Origin of the sequence: Tepidamorphus gemmatus, from assembly GCF_004346195.1 — a bacterium.
Taxonomy (GTDB): domain Bacteria; phylum Pseudomonadota; class Alphaproteobacteria; order Rhizobiales; family Tepidamorphaceae; genus Tepidamorphus; species Tepidamorphus gemmatus.
Map to the genome: position 1 here is coordinate 374615 of NZ_SMAK01000002.1, position 20429 is coordinate 395043.

21 protein-coding genes and 1 tRNA gene are annotated in these 20429 nt (G+C 65.7%); 7 read left to right on the forward strand and 15 right to left on the reverse strand.

All coding sequences use genetic code 11. The annotated features are described in order from the left end of the window. Window positions 1-572 precede the first annotated feature (572 nt). From EDC22_RS04680 to EDC22_RS04695, 4 genes are all read right to left on the reverse strand, one after another. A tRNA-Leu gene (locus EDC22_RS04680) sits at window positions 573-657 on the reverse strand. 76 nt (window positions 658-733) lie between these two features. Further along, window positions 734-1240: an MgtC/SapB family protein gene (locus EDC22_RS04685; protein WP_245499627.1), complete on the reverse strand. Its 507-nt coding sequence runs from the start codon at window positions 1238-1240 to the stop codon at window positions 734-736. A gap of 6 nt (window positions 1241-1246) precedes the next feature. Beyond that, window positions 1247-1753, reverse strand: a complete 507-nt coding sequence (gene gpt, locus EDC22_RS04690; RefSeq protein ID WP_132805446.1) for a xanthine phosphoribosyltransferase — start codon at window positions 1751-1753, stop codon at window positions 1247-1249. Window positions 1754-1770: 17 nt separating this feature from the next. Beyond that, entirely contained in the window at window positions 1771-2535 is a 765-nt protein-coding gene (locus EDC22_RS04695) for a competence/damage-inducible protein A (RefSeq protein WP_132805447.1), read from the reverse strand. Between the two features lie 110 nt (window positions 2536-2645). Between EDC22_RS04695 and sfsA the strand changes: the two genes are divergently transcribed. Beyond that, window positions 2646-3359: a DNA/RNA nuclease SfsA gene (gene sfsA, locus EDC22_RS04700; RefSeq protein ID WP_132805448.1), complete on the forward strand. Its 714-nt coding sequence runs from the start codon at window positions 2646-2648 to the stop codon at window positions 3357-3359. On the opposite strand, the gene EDC22_RS04705 is transcribed toward sfsA, so the two are convergent. Then, entirely contained in the window at window positions 3356-4222 is an 867-nt protein-coding gene (locus tag EDC22_RS04705) for an FkbM family methyltransferase (RefSeq protein ID WP_132805449.1), read from the reverse strand. The genes sfsA and EDC22_RS04705 overlap by 4 nt on opposite strands. Window positions 4223-4383: 161 nt before the next feature. Here EDC22_RS04705 and map point away from each other — a divergent pair, with 161 nt between their 5' ends. The 6 genes from map (at window position 4384) to EDC22_RS04735 (ending at window position 10555) form a co-directional block, all read left to right on the forward strand. Then, window positions 4384-5211, forward strand: a complete 828-nt coding sequence (gene map, locus EDC22_RS04710) for a type I methionyl aminopeptidase (protein WP_132805450.1) — start codon at window positions 4384-4386, stop codon at window positions 5209-5211. A 4-nt stretch (window positions 5212-5215) separates the two neighbouring features. Then, on the forward strand, window positions 5216-5920 hold the full coding sequence (gene radC / locus EDC22_RS04715) for a RadC family protein (RefSeq protein ID WP_132805451.1): 705 nt from the start codon (window positions 5216-5218) through the stop codon (window positions 5918-5920). Window positions 5921-6508: 588 nt separating this feature from the next. After that, window positions 6509-7930 (forward strand): circularly permuted type 2 ATP-grasp protein, encoded by a 1422-nt coding sequence (locus tag EDC22_RS04720; RefSeq protein WP_425385510.1) that lies wholly within the window; start codon window positions 6509-6511, stop codon window positions 7928-7930. Window positions 7931-7963: 33 nt separating this feature from the next. Continuing rightward, entirely contained in the window at window positions 7964-8905 is a 942-nt protein-coding gene (locus tag EDC22_RS04725; protein WP_132805452.1) for an alpha-E domain-containing protein, read from the forward strand. An 18-nt stretch (window positions 8906-8923) separates the two neighbouring features. After that, on the forward strand, window positions 8924-9724 hold the full coding sequence (locus tag EDC22_RS04730) for a transglutaminase family protein (protein ID WP_245499628.1): 801 nt from the start codon (window positions 8924-8926) through the stop codon (window positions 9722-9724). A 69-nt stretch (window positions 9725-9793) separates the two neighbouring features. Then, complete coding sequence (locus tag EDC22_RS04735; RefSeq protein ID WP_132805454.1) at window positions 9794-10555, forward strand: proteasome-type protease; 762 nt, start codon at window positions 9794-9796, stop codon at window positions 10553-10555. A 1-nt stretch (window position 10556) separates the two neighbouring features. On the opposite strand, the gene EDC22_RS04740 is transcribed toward EDC22_RS04735, so the two are convergent. From EDC22_RS04740 to EDC22_RS04780, 10 genes are all read right to left on the reverse strand, one after another. Further along, a complete protein-coding gene (locus tag EDC22_RS04740; protein ID WP_165926795.1) occupies window positions 10557-11525 on the reverse strand; it encodes a DMT family transporter in 969 nt (322 codons plus the stop codon). A 101-nt stretch (window positions 11526-11626) separates the two neighbouring features. Beyond that, window positions 11627-11896 carry an usg protein gene (locus EDC22_RS04745; protein WP_132805456.1) on the reverse strand — a complete coding sequence of 90 codons (270 nt, stop codon included), beginning with the start codon at window positions 11894-11896 and terminating at the stop codon, window positions 11627-11629. A 142-nt stretch (window positions 11897-12038) separates the two neighbouring features. Continuing rightward, entirely contained in the window at window positions 12039-13661 is a 1623-nt protein-coding gene (locus EDC22_RS04750) for an NTP transferase domain-containing protein (protein ID WP_132805457.1), read from the reverse strand. Next, a complete protein-coding gene (locus EDC22_RS04755) occupies window positions 13658-14359 on the reverse strand; it encodes an XdhC family protein (RefSeq protein WP_132805458.1) in 702 nt (233 codons plus the stop codon). Before EDC22_RS04755 ends, EDC22_RS04750 begins: the two co-directional genes overlap by 4 nt. Window positions 14360-14369: 10 nt before the next feature. Continuing rightward, window positions 14370-14501 carry a hypothetical protein gene (locus EDC22_RS18190; RefSeq protein ID WP_281048269.1) on the reverse strand — a complete coding sequence of 44 codons (132 nt, stop codon included), beginning with the start codon at window positions 14499-14501 and terminating at the stop codon, window positions 14370-14372. A 10-nt stretch (window positions 14502-14511) separates the two neighbouring features. Beyond that, window positions 14512-14832: an XdhC family protein gene (locus tag EDC22_RS04760; protein ID WP_132805459.1), complete on the reverse strand. Its 321-nt coding sequence runs from the start codon at window positions 14830-14832 to the stop codon at window positions 14512-14514. Window positions 14833-14857: 25 nt separating this feature from the next. Continuing rightward, on the reverse strand, window positions 14858-16078 hold the full coding sequence (locus tag EDC22_RS04765) for a vWA domain-containing protein (RefSeq protein WP_132805460.1): 1221 nt from the start codon (window positions 16076-16078) through the stop codon (window positions 14858-14860). A 105-nt stretch (window positions 16079-16183) separates the two neighbouring features. Next, on the reverse strand, window positions 16184-17110 hold the full coding sequence (locus tag EDC22_RS04770; RefSeq protein WP_245499629.1) for an AAA family ATPase: 927 nt from the start codon (window positions 17108-17110) through the stop codon (window positions 16184-16186). Between the two features lie 135 nt (window positions 17111-17245). After that, window positions 17246-18037 carry an FAD binding domain-containing protein gene (locus EDC22_RS04775; RefSeq protein ID WP_132805461.1) on the reverse strand — a complete coding sequence of 264 codons (792 nt, stop codon included), beginning with the start codon at window positions 18035-18037 and terminating at the stop codon, window positions 17246-17248. Window positions 18038-18049: 12 nt separating this feature from the next. Next, window positions 18050-20413 (reverse strand): xanthine dehydrogenase family protein molybdopterin-binding subunit, encoded by a 2364-nt coding sequence (locus EDC22_RS04780; protein ID WP_132805462.1) that lies wholly within the window; start codon window positions 20411-20413, stop codon window positions 18050-18052. Between the last annotated feature and the right edge of the window lie 16 nt (window positions 20414-20429).

Consider the following 20429-nt stretch of genomic DNA (forward strand, 5'->3'; position numbering starts at 1 on the left):
CCAGAATCACGTATGTGGGGCCAAGCGGCAACATCGAATACAGGATTGCAGAACAGACCAATGAGACCATGATCGTCAAAACGGGAAGCCACCAATCGAGGTATATGAACCCTGCAACAATCATTGATAATATGGCAACTGTGCAAATCAATCCACCGAAAAGAGTCATTAAAATCGATGGAATCCCCGGAGTGGCCATTGTTCCGAGGCTTTTACCGGATTCATTTGACGCGTAACTCGCAAGCACTAAGAAGAACAATGAAGATATGTAGACAGGATCCATTGCGTATTATCGTTCCTCTATGAGAGCGGGCTGCTGCCTAGCGTGTTCCAACCGTTGCTTTACGCCAATTTCGTTCAGAATCACATGAATCTCTGTTTCTGGGAACTGATGCTACGTGATTCGGCGACGACGAAGGGATAGACAGGCAGGCGCATGGCGGGTCGAGAAAATAGGGGGAACAACTCCTCGATCCTCCTCGCTCACGGGTTACAACCGATGTTACAAATGTTGTTACAAACACTCATACGAACCCATAATTAAGTATATGAAATAAAACGACAATTTTGAATGGTGCGGGCGGCGGGAGTCGAACCCGCATGGATTGCTCCGAGGGATTTTAAGTCCCTTGCGTCTACCGGTTCCGCCACGCCCGCGGAAGTCGCCATCCCCGGCGATACAGCTTCGTAGCGGCGTCGACAACCGTTGCGGGGATCCCGTCCGGCGGGCCGGTCAGCGGCCGTTGCCGGCGTCCCGCGATGCCGTGCGCGGCTTCAGGGCGAGAATGCGCTCGACGTGGCGCAGCACCGTGAGGATGACGATGCCCAGCAGCGTGGCGAGAAAGGCGACGGCCCAGGCGCCGACCCCACAGGCCAGGCCAATCGCGCCGGCAAGCCACAGCCCCGCACCCGTCGTCAGACCGCGCACGCGGTCGCCGCCCCGGATGATGGTGCCGGCCGCCAGGAAGGCCACCCCGGCCGTTACCGCCTCGATGATGCGGACCGGATCGGCGTTGTCGATGCCCTCGCGGGTCGCCTGCGCCACGATCTCGAAGGCAAGGATGGCGAATGTGGCCGCCGCGAGCGAAACCAGCATGTGGGTGCGAAGGCCGGCGGACACGCTGCGGACTTCGCGATCGAAACCGATCACCAGGCCGAACCCCGCAGCGACGGCCATGCGACTGCAGATTGCCGCAAGGCCAAACTCGGTCGAGAAGCCGCCGGAGAGGAGCTCGATCACCTCGGCTCAGCCTCCTCCCGACTGGGCGATCGGCGGCTGGAAGGCCAGTCCCGTATCCCATGGAAAGTAGATCCAGGTATCCTGGCTCACTTCGGTGATGAAGGTATCGACGAGCGGACGGCCCATCGGCTTGGCGTAGACGGTCGCGAAATGGGCCTTGGGGAGGATCTCGCGTACGACACGGGCGGTCTTTCCGGTGTCGACGAGGTCATCGACGATCAGGACGGCCGAGCCGTCGCCGCCATTGAGGTCAATGACCTTATGGCTGACTGGCTTGATGACGTCGAGACTGCCTTGGGTCTTGTAGTCGTGATAGGACGCGACGCCCACCGTCTCGATGATGCGGATGCCGAGCTCCCGCGCGACGATCGCGGTCGGAACCAGACCGCCGCGGGTGACGCAGACGATTGCCTGCCAGGTTCCAATTCCGGCCAGCCGCCATGCCAGCGCGCGTGCATCCCTGTGAAACTGATCCCACGACACGGGGAACGCCTTCTCTGCTCCGGGCGACATGCCGGCCTCCTCGGTGGTCAGGGTCGGACCTCGGCCAGCAACCGCTCGACGAGCGCCCGAACCTGCGCCTCGGCGGCGTCGAGCGCAGCGGTGTCGCGTGAGCGGAGAACGAGCGAGGTGGTGAACTGGTTTCCGTCGAAATGGGGATAGCTGCCGATCATCACCTGCGGAAAGGCGGCCTGAATGTCGCCGAGGGGTCCGCCGACGTCGCCCTCCTTGATTCCCCGGCCCTCGACCGTCCGGGATTCGATGACGGTCCCGGTCCGCAGCGTCGGCGCGATCGCATCGAGCATGGCGTGCATGACCGAGGGGATGCCGGCCATGACATAGACGTTGCCGATGCGCCAGCCGGGCGCCTTCGAAACGGTGTTCTCGATCAGCTCGGAACCCACCGGCATGCGCGCCATCCGCAGGCGCGCCTCGTTGAGGCGATCGCCGAGATACGCCTTCAGGATCTCTACGGCACGCGGATCGTGATGCACAGGCACGCCGAACGCCTCGGCGATGCCGTCCGCAGTGATGTCGTCGTGGGTCGGACCGATGCCGCCCGTGGTGAAGACATAGGTATAGCGCCCGCGCAGGGCGTTGACCGCCGCGGCGATCTCGGAGACGACGTCCGGAACGATGCGCGCCTCGCGCAGGTCGATACCGAGCGCGGTGAGATATTCCGCGATATAGCCGATATTGCGATCCTTGGTGCGGCCGGAGAGGATCTCGTCGCCGATCACGAGGACCGCCGCCGTCACCACCTCGCCGCCGTCACCCGCTGTCGCCTCGCCCATCGGTCCGCCTCGGTTGCGCCTGGGTGGCCGGTGGTCTATCGCAGGGCCGATAATCGCTCAAGTGGATCGACTTCGAGAACAGGATCGCGGCAGCGGCGGACGGACCTTCGATGCGCTTCGCAGCCCCTCTCACCGAAGGCCGGCTGGTCCGCCGCTACAAGCGGTTCCTGGCCGATGTCGCGCTTGCGGACGGGCGAACCGTCACGGCGCATTGCGCGAATCCCGGCTCGATGCTCGGACTCGCCGATCCGGGACTGCGGGTCTGGCTGTCGGCCGCCTACGATCCCAAGCGCAAGCTCGCCTGGTCGCTGGAGCTGGTGGAGGTCGATCTCGGGGCGGGGCCGGCCATCGTCGGCATCAATACCGGCCATCCGAACCGTCTCGTCGCCGAGGCGGTCGGATCGGGTCTGGTACCCGAACTTGCGGGCTACGAGGACTTGCGGCGGGAGGTCAAGTATGGACGCAACAGCCGCATCGACCTGCTGCTGACGCGCTGCGCGCATCCCGACTGCTATGTCGAGGTTAAGAACGTCCATCTGATGCGGACGGCAGGACTGGCCGAGTTTCCCGACTCGGTGACCGCGCGCGGAGCCAAGCATCTGGACGAACTCGCCGCCATGGTCGGCCGCGGCGCCCGCGCGGTGATGTTCTTCCTCGTGCAGCGCGGCGATGCCGACCGGCTGGCGATCGCCCGCGACATCGATCCGGGTTACGCGGCGGCGCTCGCACGCGCCCGCTCGGCAGGCGTCGAGGTGCTCGCATACCGCTGCAAGGTCACGCCCGAGGCAATCGAGCTCGATGCGCCGTTGACCTGCGAGGATTAGCAGCCGTCGCGCTCCAGCACTACGTTGAGGCGGGTTTCGGCGATGATGGCATAGCCCATCGCCTCGAGTTCGGCGATGCAGTCCGTCTGCCAGCGGCCGCGTGCATTCTCGACGATGAACAGACGCGGCAACAGACGCGGCGGCGCATCGCGCAGGAATGGAATCAGGATCAGATCTTCGGCGCCTTCCACGTCGATCTTGATGGCGTCAATATGGTCGAGCCCCTCGTCTTCGATGAGACCGAGCAGTGTACGGGCCGGGACCTGCACCGACTGTCCCTCCTCCAGTGGGGCGCCCTGGAACTTCACGCTCGACTCACCCTTGTTGCGGGTGGCCAGGAACAGCGTCATCTCGCCCTCCCTGTCGGCGAGCGCGCATCCAATCGCCTTCACGGTTCCCGACGGATTGAGCGAAATGTTGGCGACGAGCCGCTCGAACACGTCCGGCTGCGGCTCGATCGCCAGGATGCGCGCGCCGTGCCCGGCGAGACCCGCAACGAACAGCGAATAGGCACCGATGTTCGCGCCGATGTCGATGAACACGAAATCGGCGCCGATCCGACCTGCGAGAAGCTGGCGTTCCAGCGGATCGAAGAACTGGGGCGTGAACAGGATGCGCTTCTCGGACACGTTGTTGAACGGATACAGGCGCATCCGCTGGCCGAACACCTCCACGTCAAGCGAGCCGCGGAACGTCATCATCGCCAGACGGCGCGCCAGAAAGGCGCAGCGCTTGCCCAGCCACGTGTCCGGCCGAGAGCGGGTAAAATCGATCAGACGAGCCTGCAGGGCGCTCGGTGCAAAGGTGCCGAAGGCAGGCGCGTCGCGCGCGGTGCCGGCGTCGCTGTGGTTGTGTTCGATCATCTGGCCGAGAGACCACAACACGCGCCGGCACGCAAGGGAACGCCTAGCGGCAGCGAAGCGCGGCTTGCGTGCCGTCGCCGTTCCACTACATTCGGCCTTACGTATTACTCTGACCAGGCCCGCTCCGGATGGGGCTGGTCGGGAGCGTCCGGATATCCATCATGAATTACATCGACGCCAGCATCGCGCCGGCACGCAATACCGGCGAGATCAAGCTTCATGGACCCGAGGCATTCGAGGGCATGCGCAAGGCCGGCAAGCTCACGGCCGAGGCGCTTGATCTCGTCGCCGGCTTGGTCAAGCCTGGTGTCACCACCGCAGCGATCGACGACATTGTCTATCAGTTCGCCCGCGACAACGGGGCGTATCCTGCCTCGCTGCTCTACCGCGGCTATCCGAAGGCGATCTGTACGTCGATCAACCATGTGGTCTGCCATGGCATTCCCAACGAGAAGCCGCTGCGCGAGGGGGATATCGTCAATGTCGACGTAACGCTGATCGTCGATGGCTGGTACGGCGATTCGAGTCGCATGTATCCGGTCGGCGAGATCTCGCGACGGGCCGAGCGTCTGATCGAGGTGACGTGGGAGGCGATGATGCGCGGCATCGGCGCGGTCCGTCCGGGCAACACGACCGGGGATATCGGTGCCGCGATACAGAGCTATGCCGAGGCGGAGCGGACATCGGTGGTTCGTGATTTCTGTGGCCATGGCCTCGGCCGTGTGTTCCATGATACCCCGAACATCCTGCATTTTGGCGAACCCGGCGAGGGCATCGAGCTGAGGCCCGGGATGCTGTTCACCATCGAGCCGATGATCAACCTGGGCCGTCCGCACGTGAAGGTGCTCGGCGATGGCTGGACGGCGGTCACGCGCGACCGCTCGCTGTCGGCACAGTTCGAGCACACGGTCGGGGTCACGGACGACGGGGTCGAGATCTTCACCCTATCGCCGGCCGGCCTCGACAAGCCGCCCTATCGTAGAGCGTGAGCCAATGGCGGGCTTCGACGAACGGTCGCCCAAGCCCGACACCGATGCTGCCGGTCACCGCAACCGGCTCAGGGATCGCTTCCTGAAGGGCGGCGCAGACGCGCTGCCCGATTACGAGTTGCTCGAACTGCTGCTGTTCCGCAGCCTGCCCCGCATCGACACCAAGCCAATCGCCAAGCGCCTGATCGGGCGTTTCGGGTCGTTCGCTGAGGTAATCGCCGCGCCGCCGGCGCGGCTGCGCGAGGTGGAAGGGGTCGGCGACGCGGTGGTGACCGATCTGAAGCTCGTCCAGGCGGCGGCCGAACGGATTGCCCGCGGGGCCGTACGGAAGCGGCCGGTCCTGGCGTCCTGGTCGGCCGTCATCGAATATTGCCGCACGACCATGGCCTTCGCCGAGAAGGAGCAGTTCCGGATCCTGTTTCTCGACAAGCGCAACGCCCTCATTTCCGACGAGGTCCAGCAGACCGGCACCGTAGACCACACGCCGGTCTACCCGCGCGAGGTCATCAAGCGCGCGCTCGAGTTGTCGGCGACGGCGATCATTCTGGTGCACAATCATCCCAGCGGCGATCCGACCCCTTCCCGCGCGGATATCGAGATGACCAAGACCATTGTCGATATCGCCCAGCCCCTCGGCGTTACCGTTCATGATCACGTCATCGTCGGCCGCAACGGTCATGCCAGCCTGCGCGGGCTGAAGCTGATCTGACAACGGCCCGCGGCCCGATCGCACCTCGATGGGGCTGGCAACGGCGGGCGGACGCTCGCCCTGATGACGCCGTGCATGTTGAAGGGCTCCTGATGCGTCCCCGGCCTCAACGTCCGAGACGGCTTCGGGTTATGGGCCCGACGGCACGATGCCCACGCCAGGAGCTGCAGGAAGGTTAGCACATGTTCAGGATCGCCGTCGACGACGCCGAAATCCGCCGCCGCCTGGACAGGGGCTCCACGAACTGGCCTCCGCAGGTGCGCGCCATCGGCGACGACATGGTCGCAGCGACGTGTTCGTGTTTGCGTGAACGGCACGGGCCGGGCGGCGCAACCTGGGCGCCGAAGCGACCAACAGCCATCGCCGCCCGTCCGAGACAAGGCCATCGACCGCCCCGACCGCTGATCGGTGCGAGGCGGCGGCTCAGGATGCATCCGCAACCTTCGCCGCCGCCGCGGGATCTGCCCATTTCTCAGGCACGGCGCCCATCTATCCCCCTCGCGCCGCCTGACCGATTGCCTTACCGTTTGCGTCGACGAACGGAACGGCCTCATAGTAGTCGCCGGGGACGGCTCCGCAGGGGAGGACATGGGAGCGAACTTCTTCGACGAAATGCTTGGCTCGCCCGACGGCTGCCGGGTTCCATATCTCGGACTGCGGAAATGGCTCGATGAAACGCCTCCAGAGCTGATCGAGCAGCGCCGCCTCGATGCGGAACTGCTTTTCCGGCGGATCGGCATCACCTTCGCGGTCTACGGCCAGGAACAGGCCGAGGAACGCATCATCCCCTTCGATATCGTTCCACGTATCCTGACGTCCGAGGAATGGGCGCGGCTGGCGCGCGGGCTGGAGCAACGGGTCAGAGCCATCAACGCCTTCCTGCGCGACATCTACGGACCCCAGGACATCCTCAAGGCCGGCATCCTTCCGCCCGAACTTGTCTTCGCCAATCCCGCCTTCCGGCCCGAAATGATGGGCCGCAAGGTGCCCGGCAATGTCTATGTGCCGATCGCCGGCATCGACGTCGTTCGCGTCGATCCGGACACCTTCTATGTCCTGGAGGACAATGCGCGCACACCCTCCGGGGTCTCCTACATGCTGGAGAACCGGGAGGTGATGATGCTGCTGTTTCCCGAGCTGTTCTCGCGGCACCATATTCGCCCGGTCGACAACTATCCTGAGGAACTGCTGGCGACCCTGCAGTCGATCGCGCCGCCGACGGCTGGGAGCGAGCCGACGATCGTCCTGCTCACTCCCGGGCAATTCAACAGTGCCTACTACGAACACTCCTTCCTGGCCGACAAGCTGGGTATCGAGCTGGTCGAAGGCCGCGACCTGGTGGTGCGCGACGACGTTGTCTACATGCGGACGACCGAGGGATTGCAGCGCATCGACGTGATCTACAGGCGGGTCGATGACGATTTCCTCGACCCCCTCACCTTCCGCCCCGATTCGGCGCTGGGTGTCGCCGGACTGATGTCTGCATACGATGCGGGGAATGTCAGCCTGGCCAACGCGGTCGGCACCGGAATCGCCGACGACAAGGCGATCTATTCCTATATGCCGGAAATCCTCTCCTTCTATCTCGGCGAGGAGCCTGTGCTGAAGAACGTTCCCACGTGGCGCTGCCGCGAGCCGGAAGCGCTGACCTACGTGCTGGAGCACCTTGAGGAACTGGTGGTCAAGGAGGTGCACGGCTCCGGCGGCTACGGCATGCTGGTCGGCCCGGCATCGGACAAGGCGATGCGGGAGGCGTTCGCCGCCAAGCTCAAGGCCGAGCCGGACAACTTCATCGCCCAGCCGACGCTCGCCCTCTCGACGTGCCCCACCTGGGTCGACAGCGGACTCGTCCCCCGCCATGTCGATCTGCGCCCCTTCGTGCTGAGCGGTGCCGACAGGGTGCGCATCGTGCCCGGCGGGCTGACCCGTGTCGCGCTGAAGGAGGGCTCGCTGGTGGTCAATTCGAGCCAGGGCGGCGGGACCAAGGACACGTGGGTGATCGATGGCTGAAACCGTTCCGCTACGCCGGGGAGCCGCCCGGCCATGCTGAGCCGCACTGCCGACAACCTGTTCTGGATGTCGCGCTATGTCGAGCGCGCGGAGAACATCGCTCGCGTCCTGCATGCAGCGTCGCGCATGGCGTCGGTGCCCGGCACCTCCGACGGTATCACCAACGAATGGGAATCGGCGCTTGCCGCCTCGGCTTGCCTCGACGCATTCGTGGCGAGCGGCCGCGAGGTCAATGCCGAGAACGTGTTCGAGTATCTGGCCTTCGCCGAGGACAATCCCGCCTCGATCCGCCGCTGCCTCGAGATCGCCCGCAGCAACGCGCGCGCCGTCCGTACCGCGCTCACCTACGACACCTGGGAGGCGATCAACGGCGCCTGGATCGACATGGACCGTTTCCGCTCGGCCGACGTTTCGCCTTCAGGGCTGAATCGCTTCATCTCGTGGGTGAAGGAAGTCTCGCTGCGCGTCGACGGCTCGGCCTATCGAACGATGCTGCGCAATGACGCCTACTGGTTCTCGCGCCTCGGCGTCTACATCGAGCGGGCGGACAATACGGCGCGGATCCTCGACGTGAAGTACCATGTGCTGCTGCCGGAGACCGAACCGGTGGGCGGCGGGCTGGACTACTTCCACTGGTCGACCATCCTGCGTTCGGTCTCCGCGCTGACGGCCTATCATTGGGTCTACCGTGACTCCATCAAGCCGTGGCTGGTGGCCGACCTGCTGATCCTGCGCGAGGAGATGCCGCGGTCGCTGGCGAGTTGCTATGCCAATCTGGCAACGTTCCTGGACGAACTGGCGCGCACCTATGGCCGCCAGGGCGAAAGCCAGCGGCAGGCCCGGCGCCTGCACGCACGGCTGCGCAACGCGCGGACCGAGGAAATCTTCCAGGGTGGGTTGCATGAATTCCTGCAGTCGTTCATCGCCGAGAACAACCGTCTCGGCACGGCGATAACGGAACAGTATCTCGTCTGAGCCATGCGCATCCACGTCATGCACGCGACGACGTATCGCTACGCCACGCCGGCCAAGTACGTCATCCAGAAGCTGCGTCTGACGCCGCGCGGCCATGACGGCCAGCATGTCCGGCGCTGGCGCATCGAGATCGACCACGACTGCAAGCTCAGCGAGCGGCGGGACGCCTTCGGCAATATCGTCCACACCTTCACGCTGATGGGCACCATCGATTCCTTGCGAATCACCGTCGATGGCGACGTCGAGACCGAGGATACCGCCGGTGTGGTGTCGGGCGCCGTCGAAAGACTGCCGAGACCGCTATATCTGCGTGAAACCAATCTCACCCGCCCGGATGCAGCGCTGGAGGACTATGCGCGCCGTTTCGCCAGCCGGCCCGACCGGCTGGACCTTCTGCATGAGCTCCTTGCCGACCTGCACAGCCGGATGACCTTCGACACCACCCGCACCGACAGCGGGACATCGGCCGCGGAAGCCTTCCGCCTCGGTCACGGCGTCTGCCAGGATTTCACCCACATCTTCATCGCAGCCGCGCGCACGCTCGGCATCCCGGCCCGTTATGTCAGCGGGTATTTCCTCCACGAGGCGACGTCTGCGACGAGCGAGGCTGGGCATGCCTGGGCCGAGGCCCATGTTCCAGATCTCGGCTGGGTCGCCTTCGATCCCGCCAACGGGGTGTGCGCCAATGCCAATTACGTGCGCGTGGCAATCGGCCTCGACTATCTCGACGCAGCACCCGTGCGCGGCTCGCAGTCCGGCGGCACCGCCGAGGAACTCGGCGTGCGCGTCGACATCCGCGATGCGAGCGTGCAGCAATGACACCGGCCATTCCCTGTCGGCCGGCAGACGGGCTATAAGCGCCCGACCTGGCCTACTGACGATTCCCCCATGACCTACTGTGTCGGCATCCTGTTGAACGACGGACTGGTGATGATTGCCGATACCCGCACCAATGCGGGGCTCGACAACATCGCTACCTACCGGAAGCTGCACATCTTCGAGAGACCCGGCGACCGTGTCGTCGCGCTGTGCTCGGCGGGTAATCTCGCCGCCAGCCAGGCCGTGCTCAGCGTGCTCAACGAGGGGCTGGAAGAGCCCGGTACGGCCGAGCCCGAAACAATCTGGACGCAACCCAGCATGTTCAAGACGGCCCAGTTCGTCGGACGGGCCATCCGCGAGGTCTACAGGATCGACGGAAAGGCGCTCGAACAGCAGGCGGCCGGATTCGACGTGACATTCCTTGTCGGCGGACAGGTGAAGGGCGGCAGGTTGCGGCTGTTCATGGTCTATTCGGCCGGCAACTTCATCGAGGCAACCCCCGATACACCCTACCTGCAGATTGGCGAGCACAAGTACGGCAAGCCGATCCTGGACCGTGCGGTACGCTACGACACCGATCTGTACGATGCGCTGAAGCTCGGGCTGATCTCGATGGATTCGACCATGCGGTCAAATCTGAGCGTCGGCATGCCGATCGACCTGATCATGCTGCGGCGCGACTGCCTCCAGCTCGAGCTCAACCACCGGATCGAGCACGACGACCCCTACTTCCGCGACCTGCAGGATCGCTGGTCGAACGCGCTGAAGGCCGCGCACAAGGCGATCCAGCGACCGCCTTACGGTGCCACAGACTGCACGGCGCGCGGGTGATTCAGGCTGCCGGTGGGATCCGGCTGGACCGCATCGCCGGCAGCACCAGGACGACGAACAGACCCGAACAGACCAGTGCGAGTGCGCCGGCCTCGGCCCACCCCACCCGTTCGCCGAGCCAGACGGCGCTGGACATCACGCCGACGGCGGGGATCGCCAAGGTCGATATCGCCGCAACCGACGCCGGCAACAGACGGACGATCGAGAACCACAGGATGTGGCAGAGAATCATCGGCCCGATCAGGACAAAGCCGAAGGACAGCCAGGCCACGGCATTCATCCGCCCGTCCCAGTCATCAACCAGCAGGGCGCCTGCAACGATCGGCAACGACCCCACAAGGAATTGCCACATCACGATGACCGGCACAGGAGTTTCCCAGGCGACCCGCTTGAGCAGGACCGTCCCCAACCCCCAGGATGCCGCCGCCGCGAGGATCGCGACCACACCGAGTGGTGCGGCAGCCACGGCAGCGAAGTCGGGACCGATCAGCAGTGCCAGGCCGGCAAGGCCGAGCGACAGGCCCACGACCTTGAAACCGGTAATCCGCTCGCCCGCGACAAGGGCGCCGAAGATGACGGCCCAGAACGGCATGGTGTAGGCGAGGATCGCGGCCCTGCCGCCCGGCAGTACCTGGAGCCCGTAGCCGGATGCCACGTGCCATATGCTGATGTTGAAGACCGCACAGGCGACCAGCGGACGCCACAGGCGGCGCGGCAATGCGAGCCTGTTGCCGCTCGCCAGCGCCACCGCCGCCACGCCCGCCGCTCCGACCAGAAGACACAGGGAGCGGAACGTGAAAACCGGCATTTCGGTCAGCACGACCTTCATTGCCGGGAACGAGACGCCCCATACGACCGTCAGCACGACCACGAGCAGAAGCGCCGTCGAGGGGATGCCGTCGCCGTCTCGCGTCCTCGTAGCGGCGACAGCCGCCTTCGACCCCACTTCAGGGGCCGACCGGGAACCCATCGTCCGCATCGCCGTCTCCGCCGTCTCCGGACGACGGTCGGGCGCGCGTCTCCGGTTAATCTGCCGCTCTGGCAGTCACTTACCGCGAAGCAATCGGGTATTCAATGGAGCCCGTAGATTCCGACCGCCGAACGCCATTCGCGCGGTCCGACAAGCCTGTTGTGGGCGACGCGCACCGAATGGACCGGCCCCTCGATCTCGCGGTCCCAGAATTCGAGGAACCGATACAGCGCGGGGAAATCCGGCGCCAGGTCGTAGTGCTGCCAGACGAATTCCTGCAGCAGCCCGGGGTGATCGGGGAGACGATAGAGGATCTGAGCGGTCGTCAGCCCGTACCCTCTCAACTGCGACTCGAATTCCACAGCAACCATGGGTGTCTCCGTATCGACGAAACCACGACGATTGTGCCACGGCGATTTGACGATTCAACACCCAAACACCTGAATAGTTCTTTAATATCATGAGATTAGCAGCACCTCACGACGAGTGCTGACAATTGTGTCAGCGTCTGCTTCAGGAAACGACGCCTTGCCCGTCACGCAGGCGCGCCAGGGCTTCGGGCGTGTCCACATCCGACAGCACGCCGTTTCCCGCCACCTCGACCTCGGCCACCAGTTCGGCGTTCTCGCCAATCAGATGCCGTGCGCCGACATCGCCGCGCACTGCCATCAACGCGGGAAAGAACCGTCGCGCCCAAACCACTGGATTGCCACGCTTGCCTGACGCCGTCGGCACGACGATGGCTCTGCCCGTCTGAGGATCGAAACGCGAGAGAAGCGTGTCGATCATGCCGGATGTCACCCCCGGCATGTCGGCCAGGCACACGACCGCACCGTCGCACTCGGCCGGCACGGCGGCGATGCCGGCGGCCAGCGACGTTGACAGGCCCTCCGCATAGTCGAAATTGTGGACGAATACAACGTCGAGTCCCGATAGCGCCGCTTCGATCCGCTCACGCTGGTGTCCCGTGACGACGATCACCGGGCGCGCGCGACTTGCCAGCGCCGTCTCGGCGGCAATACGCACCAACGGCTTGCCGCCGACCTCCTCGAGGAGCTTGTTCGGGCCGCCCATCCGCCGCGACTGACCCGCCGCAAGGAGGATGGCCGCGATATTGTGCCGCCCTCCGGATTCCGGTGCCGCACGCGGCTGCGGCCGGCTTTCGATCTCCATCAGCAGCCCCCCCACCCCCATGCCGGTAATATCGTCCGCCGTCACCTCGATACCGGCCAGAAGGCGCTGCAGCACCCAGTCGAAGCCGTTTTCACGCGGACTGCGGGCGCATCCCGGCGCGCCGATCACCGGCACGCCTGCCAGATCGCCGACCAGCAACAGGTTGCCGGGGTCGACGGGCATGCCCAGATGCCGCACCCGTCCTCCCGACGCCTCTATGCCGGCGGGGATCACATCGCCACGGTCTACGATCGCCGAAGCGCCGAAAACCAGCAGCAGATCGGCGCCACGGCTGGCAAGCTCGCACAGGGCGTCCGCAACCGCCGTTTCGTCGTGGACGACGCGCAGCTCGTCCAGCACCCGCGAACCGGACGGGGCGAGTCGCTCGGCGAGCACGCGGGCGGTCTTTTCGAGCATCTTCTCGGAGGTGCCGGGCAGCAGAGTCGATACCACGCCAACCCTCGCTGCCCGGTAGGGAGCGACTCGGAACAGGCCGCCGGGCGGAATGCCAGAGATCGCGGTATCGACGGCCATCCCCGGGACGGCGAACGGGATGATCTTGACCGTCGCCACCATCGTGCCCTCGACGACAGGGGCGTATGCCGCGAGCGTCGCCACGGTTATGCCTTCGTCGATCCGGTTGAAGGCGTCGATGGCCGGCCGATCGACCATCAGGATACCCGCAACGGTCGCGAACAGGTTGGCTCGTCCCGTGAAGGCCTCATCGACCCGCAGATTGGCGCCGCAAACGGCTTCGGCAAGCCGGGCCGCTGCCTCGTCCTCGTGCAGGTCGCCGGGCTCGAGCCGGGCGACGACCACTTCTCCAAGTCCCGCCGCGGCCAGCTTGTCGAGGTCGGCGGCGGCAAGTCGCGTCCCCTTCCTGACGATACCCCCGGGCGTACGCTGGCTGTGGGCGAGAATCGCCCCTTCCGCCTCGGTCAGCGCGACCTTGCCGAATTTCATGCCGTCTCCGTCGCTGTCTCCGGCTCCAGCCTCAGCGCCGCCGTCATCTGGGCAAGGATCGCAACCGCGATCTCCGCCGGGCTCTGGGCGCCGATGGCAAGTCCGATCGGCGCCTTGATACGACTGAGCATGGCCGCGTCGATACCGGACTGCACAAGACGTTCGACCCGACGGGCATGCGTCTTCCGGCTGCCAAGCGCGCCGATATAGAAGCAGTTCTTGTCCAGCGCATGGATCAGTCCCGGATCGTCGATCTTGGGATCATGGGTCAGCGCGCAGAAGGCCGTCCAGCGGTCCACGCCAATCCCAGGTAGCGCAACGTCCGGCCACTCGGCGACCAGTCGCACGCCCGGGAACCGGTCTGCGGTCGCAAACGCCGTTCTGGGATCGACGATGGTAACGTCGTAGCCGGCGATCCGCGCCATCGGCGCGAGCGCCTGGCTGATATGGACGGCGCCGATCACGACCAGCTTCGGCGGCGGCACCATGACGGTGGCGAAGCCGCCACCCTCCTCCTCGTTCAGCGGCCGGCTGCGGCCGGTGCGGATCAGGGCGCGATAGAGATCCGGCCGATCGGAGCCGGCAATCTCATCCTCGCGGATGAGACGCTGGTCGCCGGTCGCGGTATCGGTGATGATGATTGCGGCGCGCCGCGCCTGACGCTCGGCATTCAGCTGTCGCAACAGCTCGAGCTTCATCGGTTCACCCTCATGTGCGGTCCATTGCCAGCCTGACACCGAGCCCGATCTGGATCGAGCCGCCGACCCGGCGAACGCGCCGCTGCGCAACACGGCTCGCCTTAAGCCGGGCGAGTGCGGTCAGCACGTCCCGGACGCGCATGGCCCAGGTCTCACTGAATCTTTTCGACGAAGATCTTGATCCGGCCGCCACAGGACAGGCCGACGCGCCAGGCGGTCTCGTCGGCGACGCCGAACTCCAGCGTCCGCGGCCGGCCGTCGCCAATCACGTCGATCGCCTCGGAAATCACCGCGCCCTCGACGCACCCCCCGGAGACCGACCCTTCGAAATTGCCGTCGCCGTCGATCACCAGATGGCTGCCGACCGGACGGGGGGCCGATCCCCAGGTCTCGACGACGGTGGCCAGCGCCACCTCGCGCCCCTCCAGCCGCCACGCCTCGGCGATCGCCAATGGATCGTTCTCGGTGCTCATGGCCGTCAGCTCCCCATTGCAGCGCTCATGCGGCCATCTGTCGCCTGAGCCACTTCCTCGGATCGTCCACGGCGGAGCGGCGCGCGTCGAGCGCGTGAACGAGGTCCGCCATCGCCGCGAGATTGTGAATGGGCCGGAATTCGTCGACGTGGGGAAGCATCGTGACGATGCCTCCAGCCTTCGCCTCGAAGCCATCGAAGCGCAGCAGCGGGTTGAGCCAGACAAGCCGCCGGCACGACCGGTGGAGCCGGTCCATCTCGAAGCCGAGCGCGTCGCGCCCGTCACGCTCGAGCCCGTCGGTAACCAGCAGCACCACGGCCCCTTGCCCCAGTACCCGGCGCGACCATTTGCGATTGAATTCGTGCAGGCAGGAGCCGATCCGGGTACCACCCGCCCAGTCGGCGACGAGGCCGGAGCAGCGTTCGAGCGCCTCGTCCGGATCCCTCGCCTTCAACTGACGGGTAATGTTGGTCAGCCTCGTGCCGAACACGAAGCTCGAGACCTTGCGCACCTCGGTCAGCGCATGAAGGAAGTGCAGGAACATCCGGCTGTACTGCGTCATCGATCCTGAAATGTCGCAGATCGCCACCAGCGGCGGATGCCGCTCGACAGGTGCGCGCGTCTTCAGGTCGATCATGCCGCCTGCGCGGATGCTGGCGCGGAACGAGCGCCTGAGGTCGATGCGTCGGCCGTCCGGCGACGGCGCGAGCCGGCGCGTACGCACCTTGTCGGCGGGCAGGATCATGGCGGCGATCAGGCGGCGGGCTGCCGCGATCTCGGCCGCCGTCATCTGCTCGAAGTCCTTGCGCTGGAGAACTTCGTGGGCCGAAAGGGTGAGGCGCGCATCGACCTCCACCTTCGGCTTGGGGCGCCTGGGTTCGCGCTCCTCGTTCTTCAGGAGCGCGTCGGCGACCCGGGAACGCACCTCGTCCTTCTGCCGGTTCGGATCGCCGGGCGCGGTCGGCATCAATTGCGCCATAAGCCGCTCGAGGAGCGCGCGCTTGCGCCAGTAGAGCCGGAAGGCCTGGTCGAACAGCTCGTGATCCTCGTGCCGCTTCACCAGGACCGCGTGCAGCACCCAGTAGAAATCCTCCCGCCGCAGCGTGCCGGCGGTCTCCACCGCGCGGATCGCATCGACGACGGTCCCAGGACCGACCCGCATCCCGGCCGCACGCAGTGCCCGGGCGAAATGCACGATATTGTCCGCCAGCCGGCCGTCGGCGCGCATCGAGCCTTCAGCGGTCATGACGGCACCCCCTGGCGTCTTCCCGGCCGGGGCGCGATGGCTCGCCCTGAAGCCTGTCCGGGATGATGCGGCGCGCGGCGATCGGATCGGCCATCTGCCATGTCCTCAAGCGGGCGCCCGCAAGTCGGCTCGGACCTGGTCGAGCAGCTCCTTGACGCGGGAGCCTTGCATGCGCGCGATGTCGTCCTGATATTTCAGCAGCACCCCCAGCGTGTCCGAGACGGTGGCTGCGTCGAGCTCGACGGCATCCAGCTCGGTCAAAGCGGTCGCCCAGTCGAGCGTCTCGGCAACCCCGGGCGCCTTGAACAGGTCCTCGGAACGCAGCGACTGGACGAAGGCGACGATCTGTCTCGACAGTCTGGCCGGCGCGCCCGGGACCTTGGCCTTGAGAATGGCCAGTTCGCGCGCCGCGTCGGGGTAGTCGACCCAGTGATAGAGACACCGCCGCTTCAGGGCATCGTGGACCTCGCGCGTACGGTTCGAGGTGATGATGACGATCGGCGGATGTTCGGCCTTCACCGTGCCGATCTCCGGAATCGTCACCTGGAAATCGGACAGGACTTCGAGCAGGAACGCCTCGAACGCCTCGTCGGTCCGGTCGAGTTCGTCGATCAGCAGCACCGGCGGGCCTGCCGTGTCGGGTTCCAGCGCCTGAAGCAGCGGCCGCTTCACCAGGAAGCGCTCCGAGAACACGTCCTCCCCCAGCCGCACCCGATCGGCGACGCCCTCCGCCTCCGCCAGCCGGATCTCGATCATCTGGGCGGAATAGTTCCACTCGTAGACGGCCGAGGACACGTCGAGGCCCTCGTAGCACTGCAGCCGGATCAGCTTCCGACCGAGCGCGCTGGCCAGCACCTTGGCGATCTCGGTCTTGCCCACGCCGGCCTCGCCCTCGAGAAACAGGGGGCGGCCCATCCTGAGGGCAAGATAGAGTACCGTCGCAAGAGACCGGTCGGCTACGTAGCCGGCGGATGCCAGCAGCGCAACGGTTTCGTCGATCGAGGCAGGCAGACTGCGAAAGGTCTCGGCCAAGGCGGGCTCCGGATCATGCGGCGCGACCTGCGCCACGGTTCGCTCCGGGCGAGCGGAGCGAGCGCTGGGAACGGTTGCGACCGGCGCCCGTGGACGCCGGCCGCTCCAGTCAAATAGGCCCGGACCGCCGACGGCTCAAGCGGCGGCCACCGCGCGCCTGGCCATTACCGCGACCAGATTGGCCCGGTACTCGGCGCTGCCATGGATGTCACTGTTCAGGCCTTCAGCCGAAACCTCCAGGCCGTCCAGCGCCTTCGGCGCGAAGCGCTGGCTCAGCGCCGCCTCGAACTGCGGAACGCGGAAGACGCAGGGGCCGGCCCCGGTGACGGCGACGCGGACCTCGCCGCCGCGCTTGGAGACGAAGACTCCGACCAGGGCATATCGCGAGGCCGGGTTGGCGAATTTCGCATAGCCTGCCTTGCGCGGCACCGGGAACAGCACCTTGGTAATGATTTCCCCCGGCTCAAGCGCCGTCTCGAACATGCCGGTGAAGAAGTCGTCCGCCGCGATGCGCCGCTTGTTGGTCACGATGGTTGCGCCAAGTCCGAGACAGGCGGCGGGATAGTCGGCGTTCGGATCATTGTTGGCGACGGACCCACCGATGGTGCCGCGGTGTCGGACATGGGGATCGCCGATTCCCGCGGCGAGCTTGGCGAGGGCCGGAATCGAGGACCGCACGATCTGCGACTCCGCCACCTCGGCATGCCGGGTCATGGCGCCGATGTGCAGCGTCCGTCCCTTCAGCTCGATGCCCGACAGATCGGGGATGCCCGACAGGTCGATGAGATCGGACGGCGCGGCGAGCCGCTGCTTCATGGTCGGCAGCAGGGTATGACCGCCTGCCAGCAGCTTGGCGTCCTCGTGCTTGGCCAGAAGCGCGGCCGCCTTCCGGATCGAGTCCGGCCGATGATAGTTGAACTGGTACATCCGGATGCCTCCCTATTCCGCGGCCGCGCGACGGACTGACTTCTGGGCAGCCTGCCAGATTGCCTGAGGCGTGGCAGGCATGGCGATGTCCTCGTGGCCGAGCGCGTCGGTGAGCGCGTTGATCACCGCAGCCGGTGCGGCGATCGCCCCGGCCTCGCCGCAGCCCTTGATGCCGAGCGGGTTGGACGGACACGGCGTCACCGTCGTGTCAACCTTGAAGCTCGGCAGGTTGTCGGCGCGCGGCATGGTGTAGTCCATGAACGAGCCGGTCAGCAGCTGGCCGGACTCGTCATAGCGGGCGCCTTCCAGAAGCGCCTGACCGATGCCCTGCGCGATCCCGCCATGGACCTGCCCCTCGACAATCATCGGATTGATGACGGTGCCGAAATCATCGACCGCCACCCAGCTGACGATCTCGCTCGCGCCGGTATCCGGATCGACCTCGATCTCGCAGATGTGACAGCCGGCAGGGAAGGTGAAGTTGGTGGGATCGTAGAAGGCTCCCTCCTTCAGACCCGGCTCGATTTCCGATGTCGGGAACTTGTGCGCGACGTAGGCGCCCAGCGCGACCGAGGTCCAGTCGATCGACTTGTCGGTGCCTGACACGACGAAATTGCCGTTCCTGAATTCGACATCGGCCTCGGACGCCTCAAGCAGGTGCGCAGCGATCTTCTTGGCCTTCGCGATCACCTTGTCGAGCGCCTTGGAGATTGCCGACATGCCGACCGCGCCGGAGCGCGATCCGTAGGTGCCCATGCCGAACTGCACCTTGTCCGTGTCGCCGTGGACGATCGAGACGTTCTCGAAGGGAATGCCGAGCCGATCGGCAACCAGCTGGGCGAACGTCGTCTCGTGCCCCTGGCCGTGGCTGTGCGAGCCGGTCAGAATCTCAACGGTGCCGACCGGATTGACCCTGACCTCAGCGGACTCCCACAGGCCGACGCCACCGCCGAGGGAGCCCACTGCCTGCGACGGCGCTATTCCGCAGGCCTCGATGTAGGTCGAGAAGCCGATGCCGCGCAGCTTGCCGCGTCTGGCGGCCTCGCGCTTGCGCTTGCCGAAGCCCTTGTAATCGGCCAGCTCCAGCGCCTTCGACAGCGAGGCATGATAGTCGCCGATGTCATAGGCCATGATCACCGGCGTTTGGTGCGGAAACTTGCGGATGAAGTTGCGCTTGCGGAAGGTCGCGGGATCGACGCCGATCTCGCGGGCCGTCACCTCCATCAGCCGTTCCACGACGAAGGTCGCTTCCGGCCGACCGGCACCGCGATACGCGTCGACCGGCGTGGTGTTCGTGTAGACCGTGTCGACCTCGCAGTAGATCGTCGGAATGTCGTACTGGCCCGACAGCAGCGTGGCGTAGAGGTAGGTCGGGACCGACGAGGCGAAGAGGTTCATGTAGCCGCCGACATTGGCGAGCGTCTTGACCCGCATGCCCAGGATACGGCCGCGGTCGTCGGTGGCCAGTTCAGCACGGGTAATGTGGTCACGACCGTGCGCATCGGACAGGAAGGCTTCGGTGCGATCGCAGGTCCACTTGACGGGCCGGCCGACCTTCTTCGACGCCCAGGTGCAGACCGTCTCCTCGGGATAGACATAGATCTTGGAGCCGAATCCGCCGCCGACGTCGGGCGCGATCACCCTCAGCTTGTGTTCGGGTGCCACGTTGAGGAACGCCGACATCACGAGCCGCGCGACGTGCGGGTTCTGGCTCGTCGTCCACAGCGTGTAGTGGTCGCTGCCGGGATCGTATTCGCCAACGGCCGCGCGCGGCTCCATGGCATTGGGCACCAGGCGGTTGTTGACCAGCTCGATCGTGGTGATGTGGTGCGCCTTCCTGAACGCCGCCTCCGTCGCCGCCTTGTCGCCGATCTCCCATTCGAAGGCGGTGTTGCGGGGCACATCGTCGTGCACCAGCGTTCCAGACGACTGGGCCGTTGCCAGATCCACGACGGCCGGCAGCACCTCGTAATCGACGCTGACCGCCTCGGCGGCATCGCGCGCCTGCCGCACCGTTTCGGCGATGATCACTGCCACCGGGTCCCCGACATAGCGGACCTTGCCCTGCGCCAGGCAGGGGTGGCCGGGCGTCTTCATCGGCGAACCATCCTTCGAATGGATCATCCATCCGCACGGCAGCGGCCCGATCCCATCGGCGGCAAGGTCCGTGCCGGTCAGCACCGCAAGGACGCCGGGCATCTCGAGCGCCGCCTTGGCATCGATGCTCCTGATGGTGGCGTGTGCGTGCGGTGACCGCAGGAAGTAGGCGTGGACCTGGCCGGGCCGATTGACGTCATCCGTGTAGTGTCCCTTGCCCGTGATGAAGCGCTTGTCCTCGACGCGCTTCACACGAGCACCGATTCCGGTCGCACTCATGGCGTCTCCTCCCAGA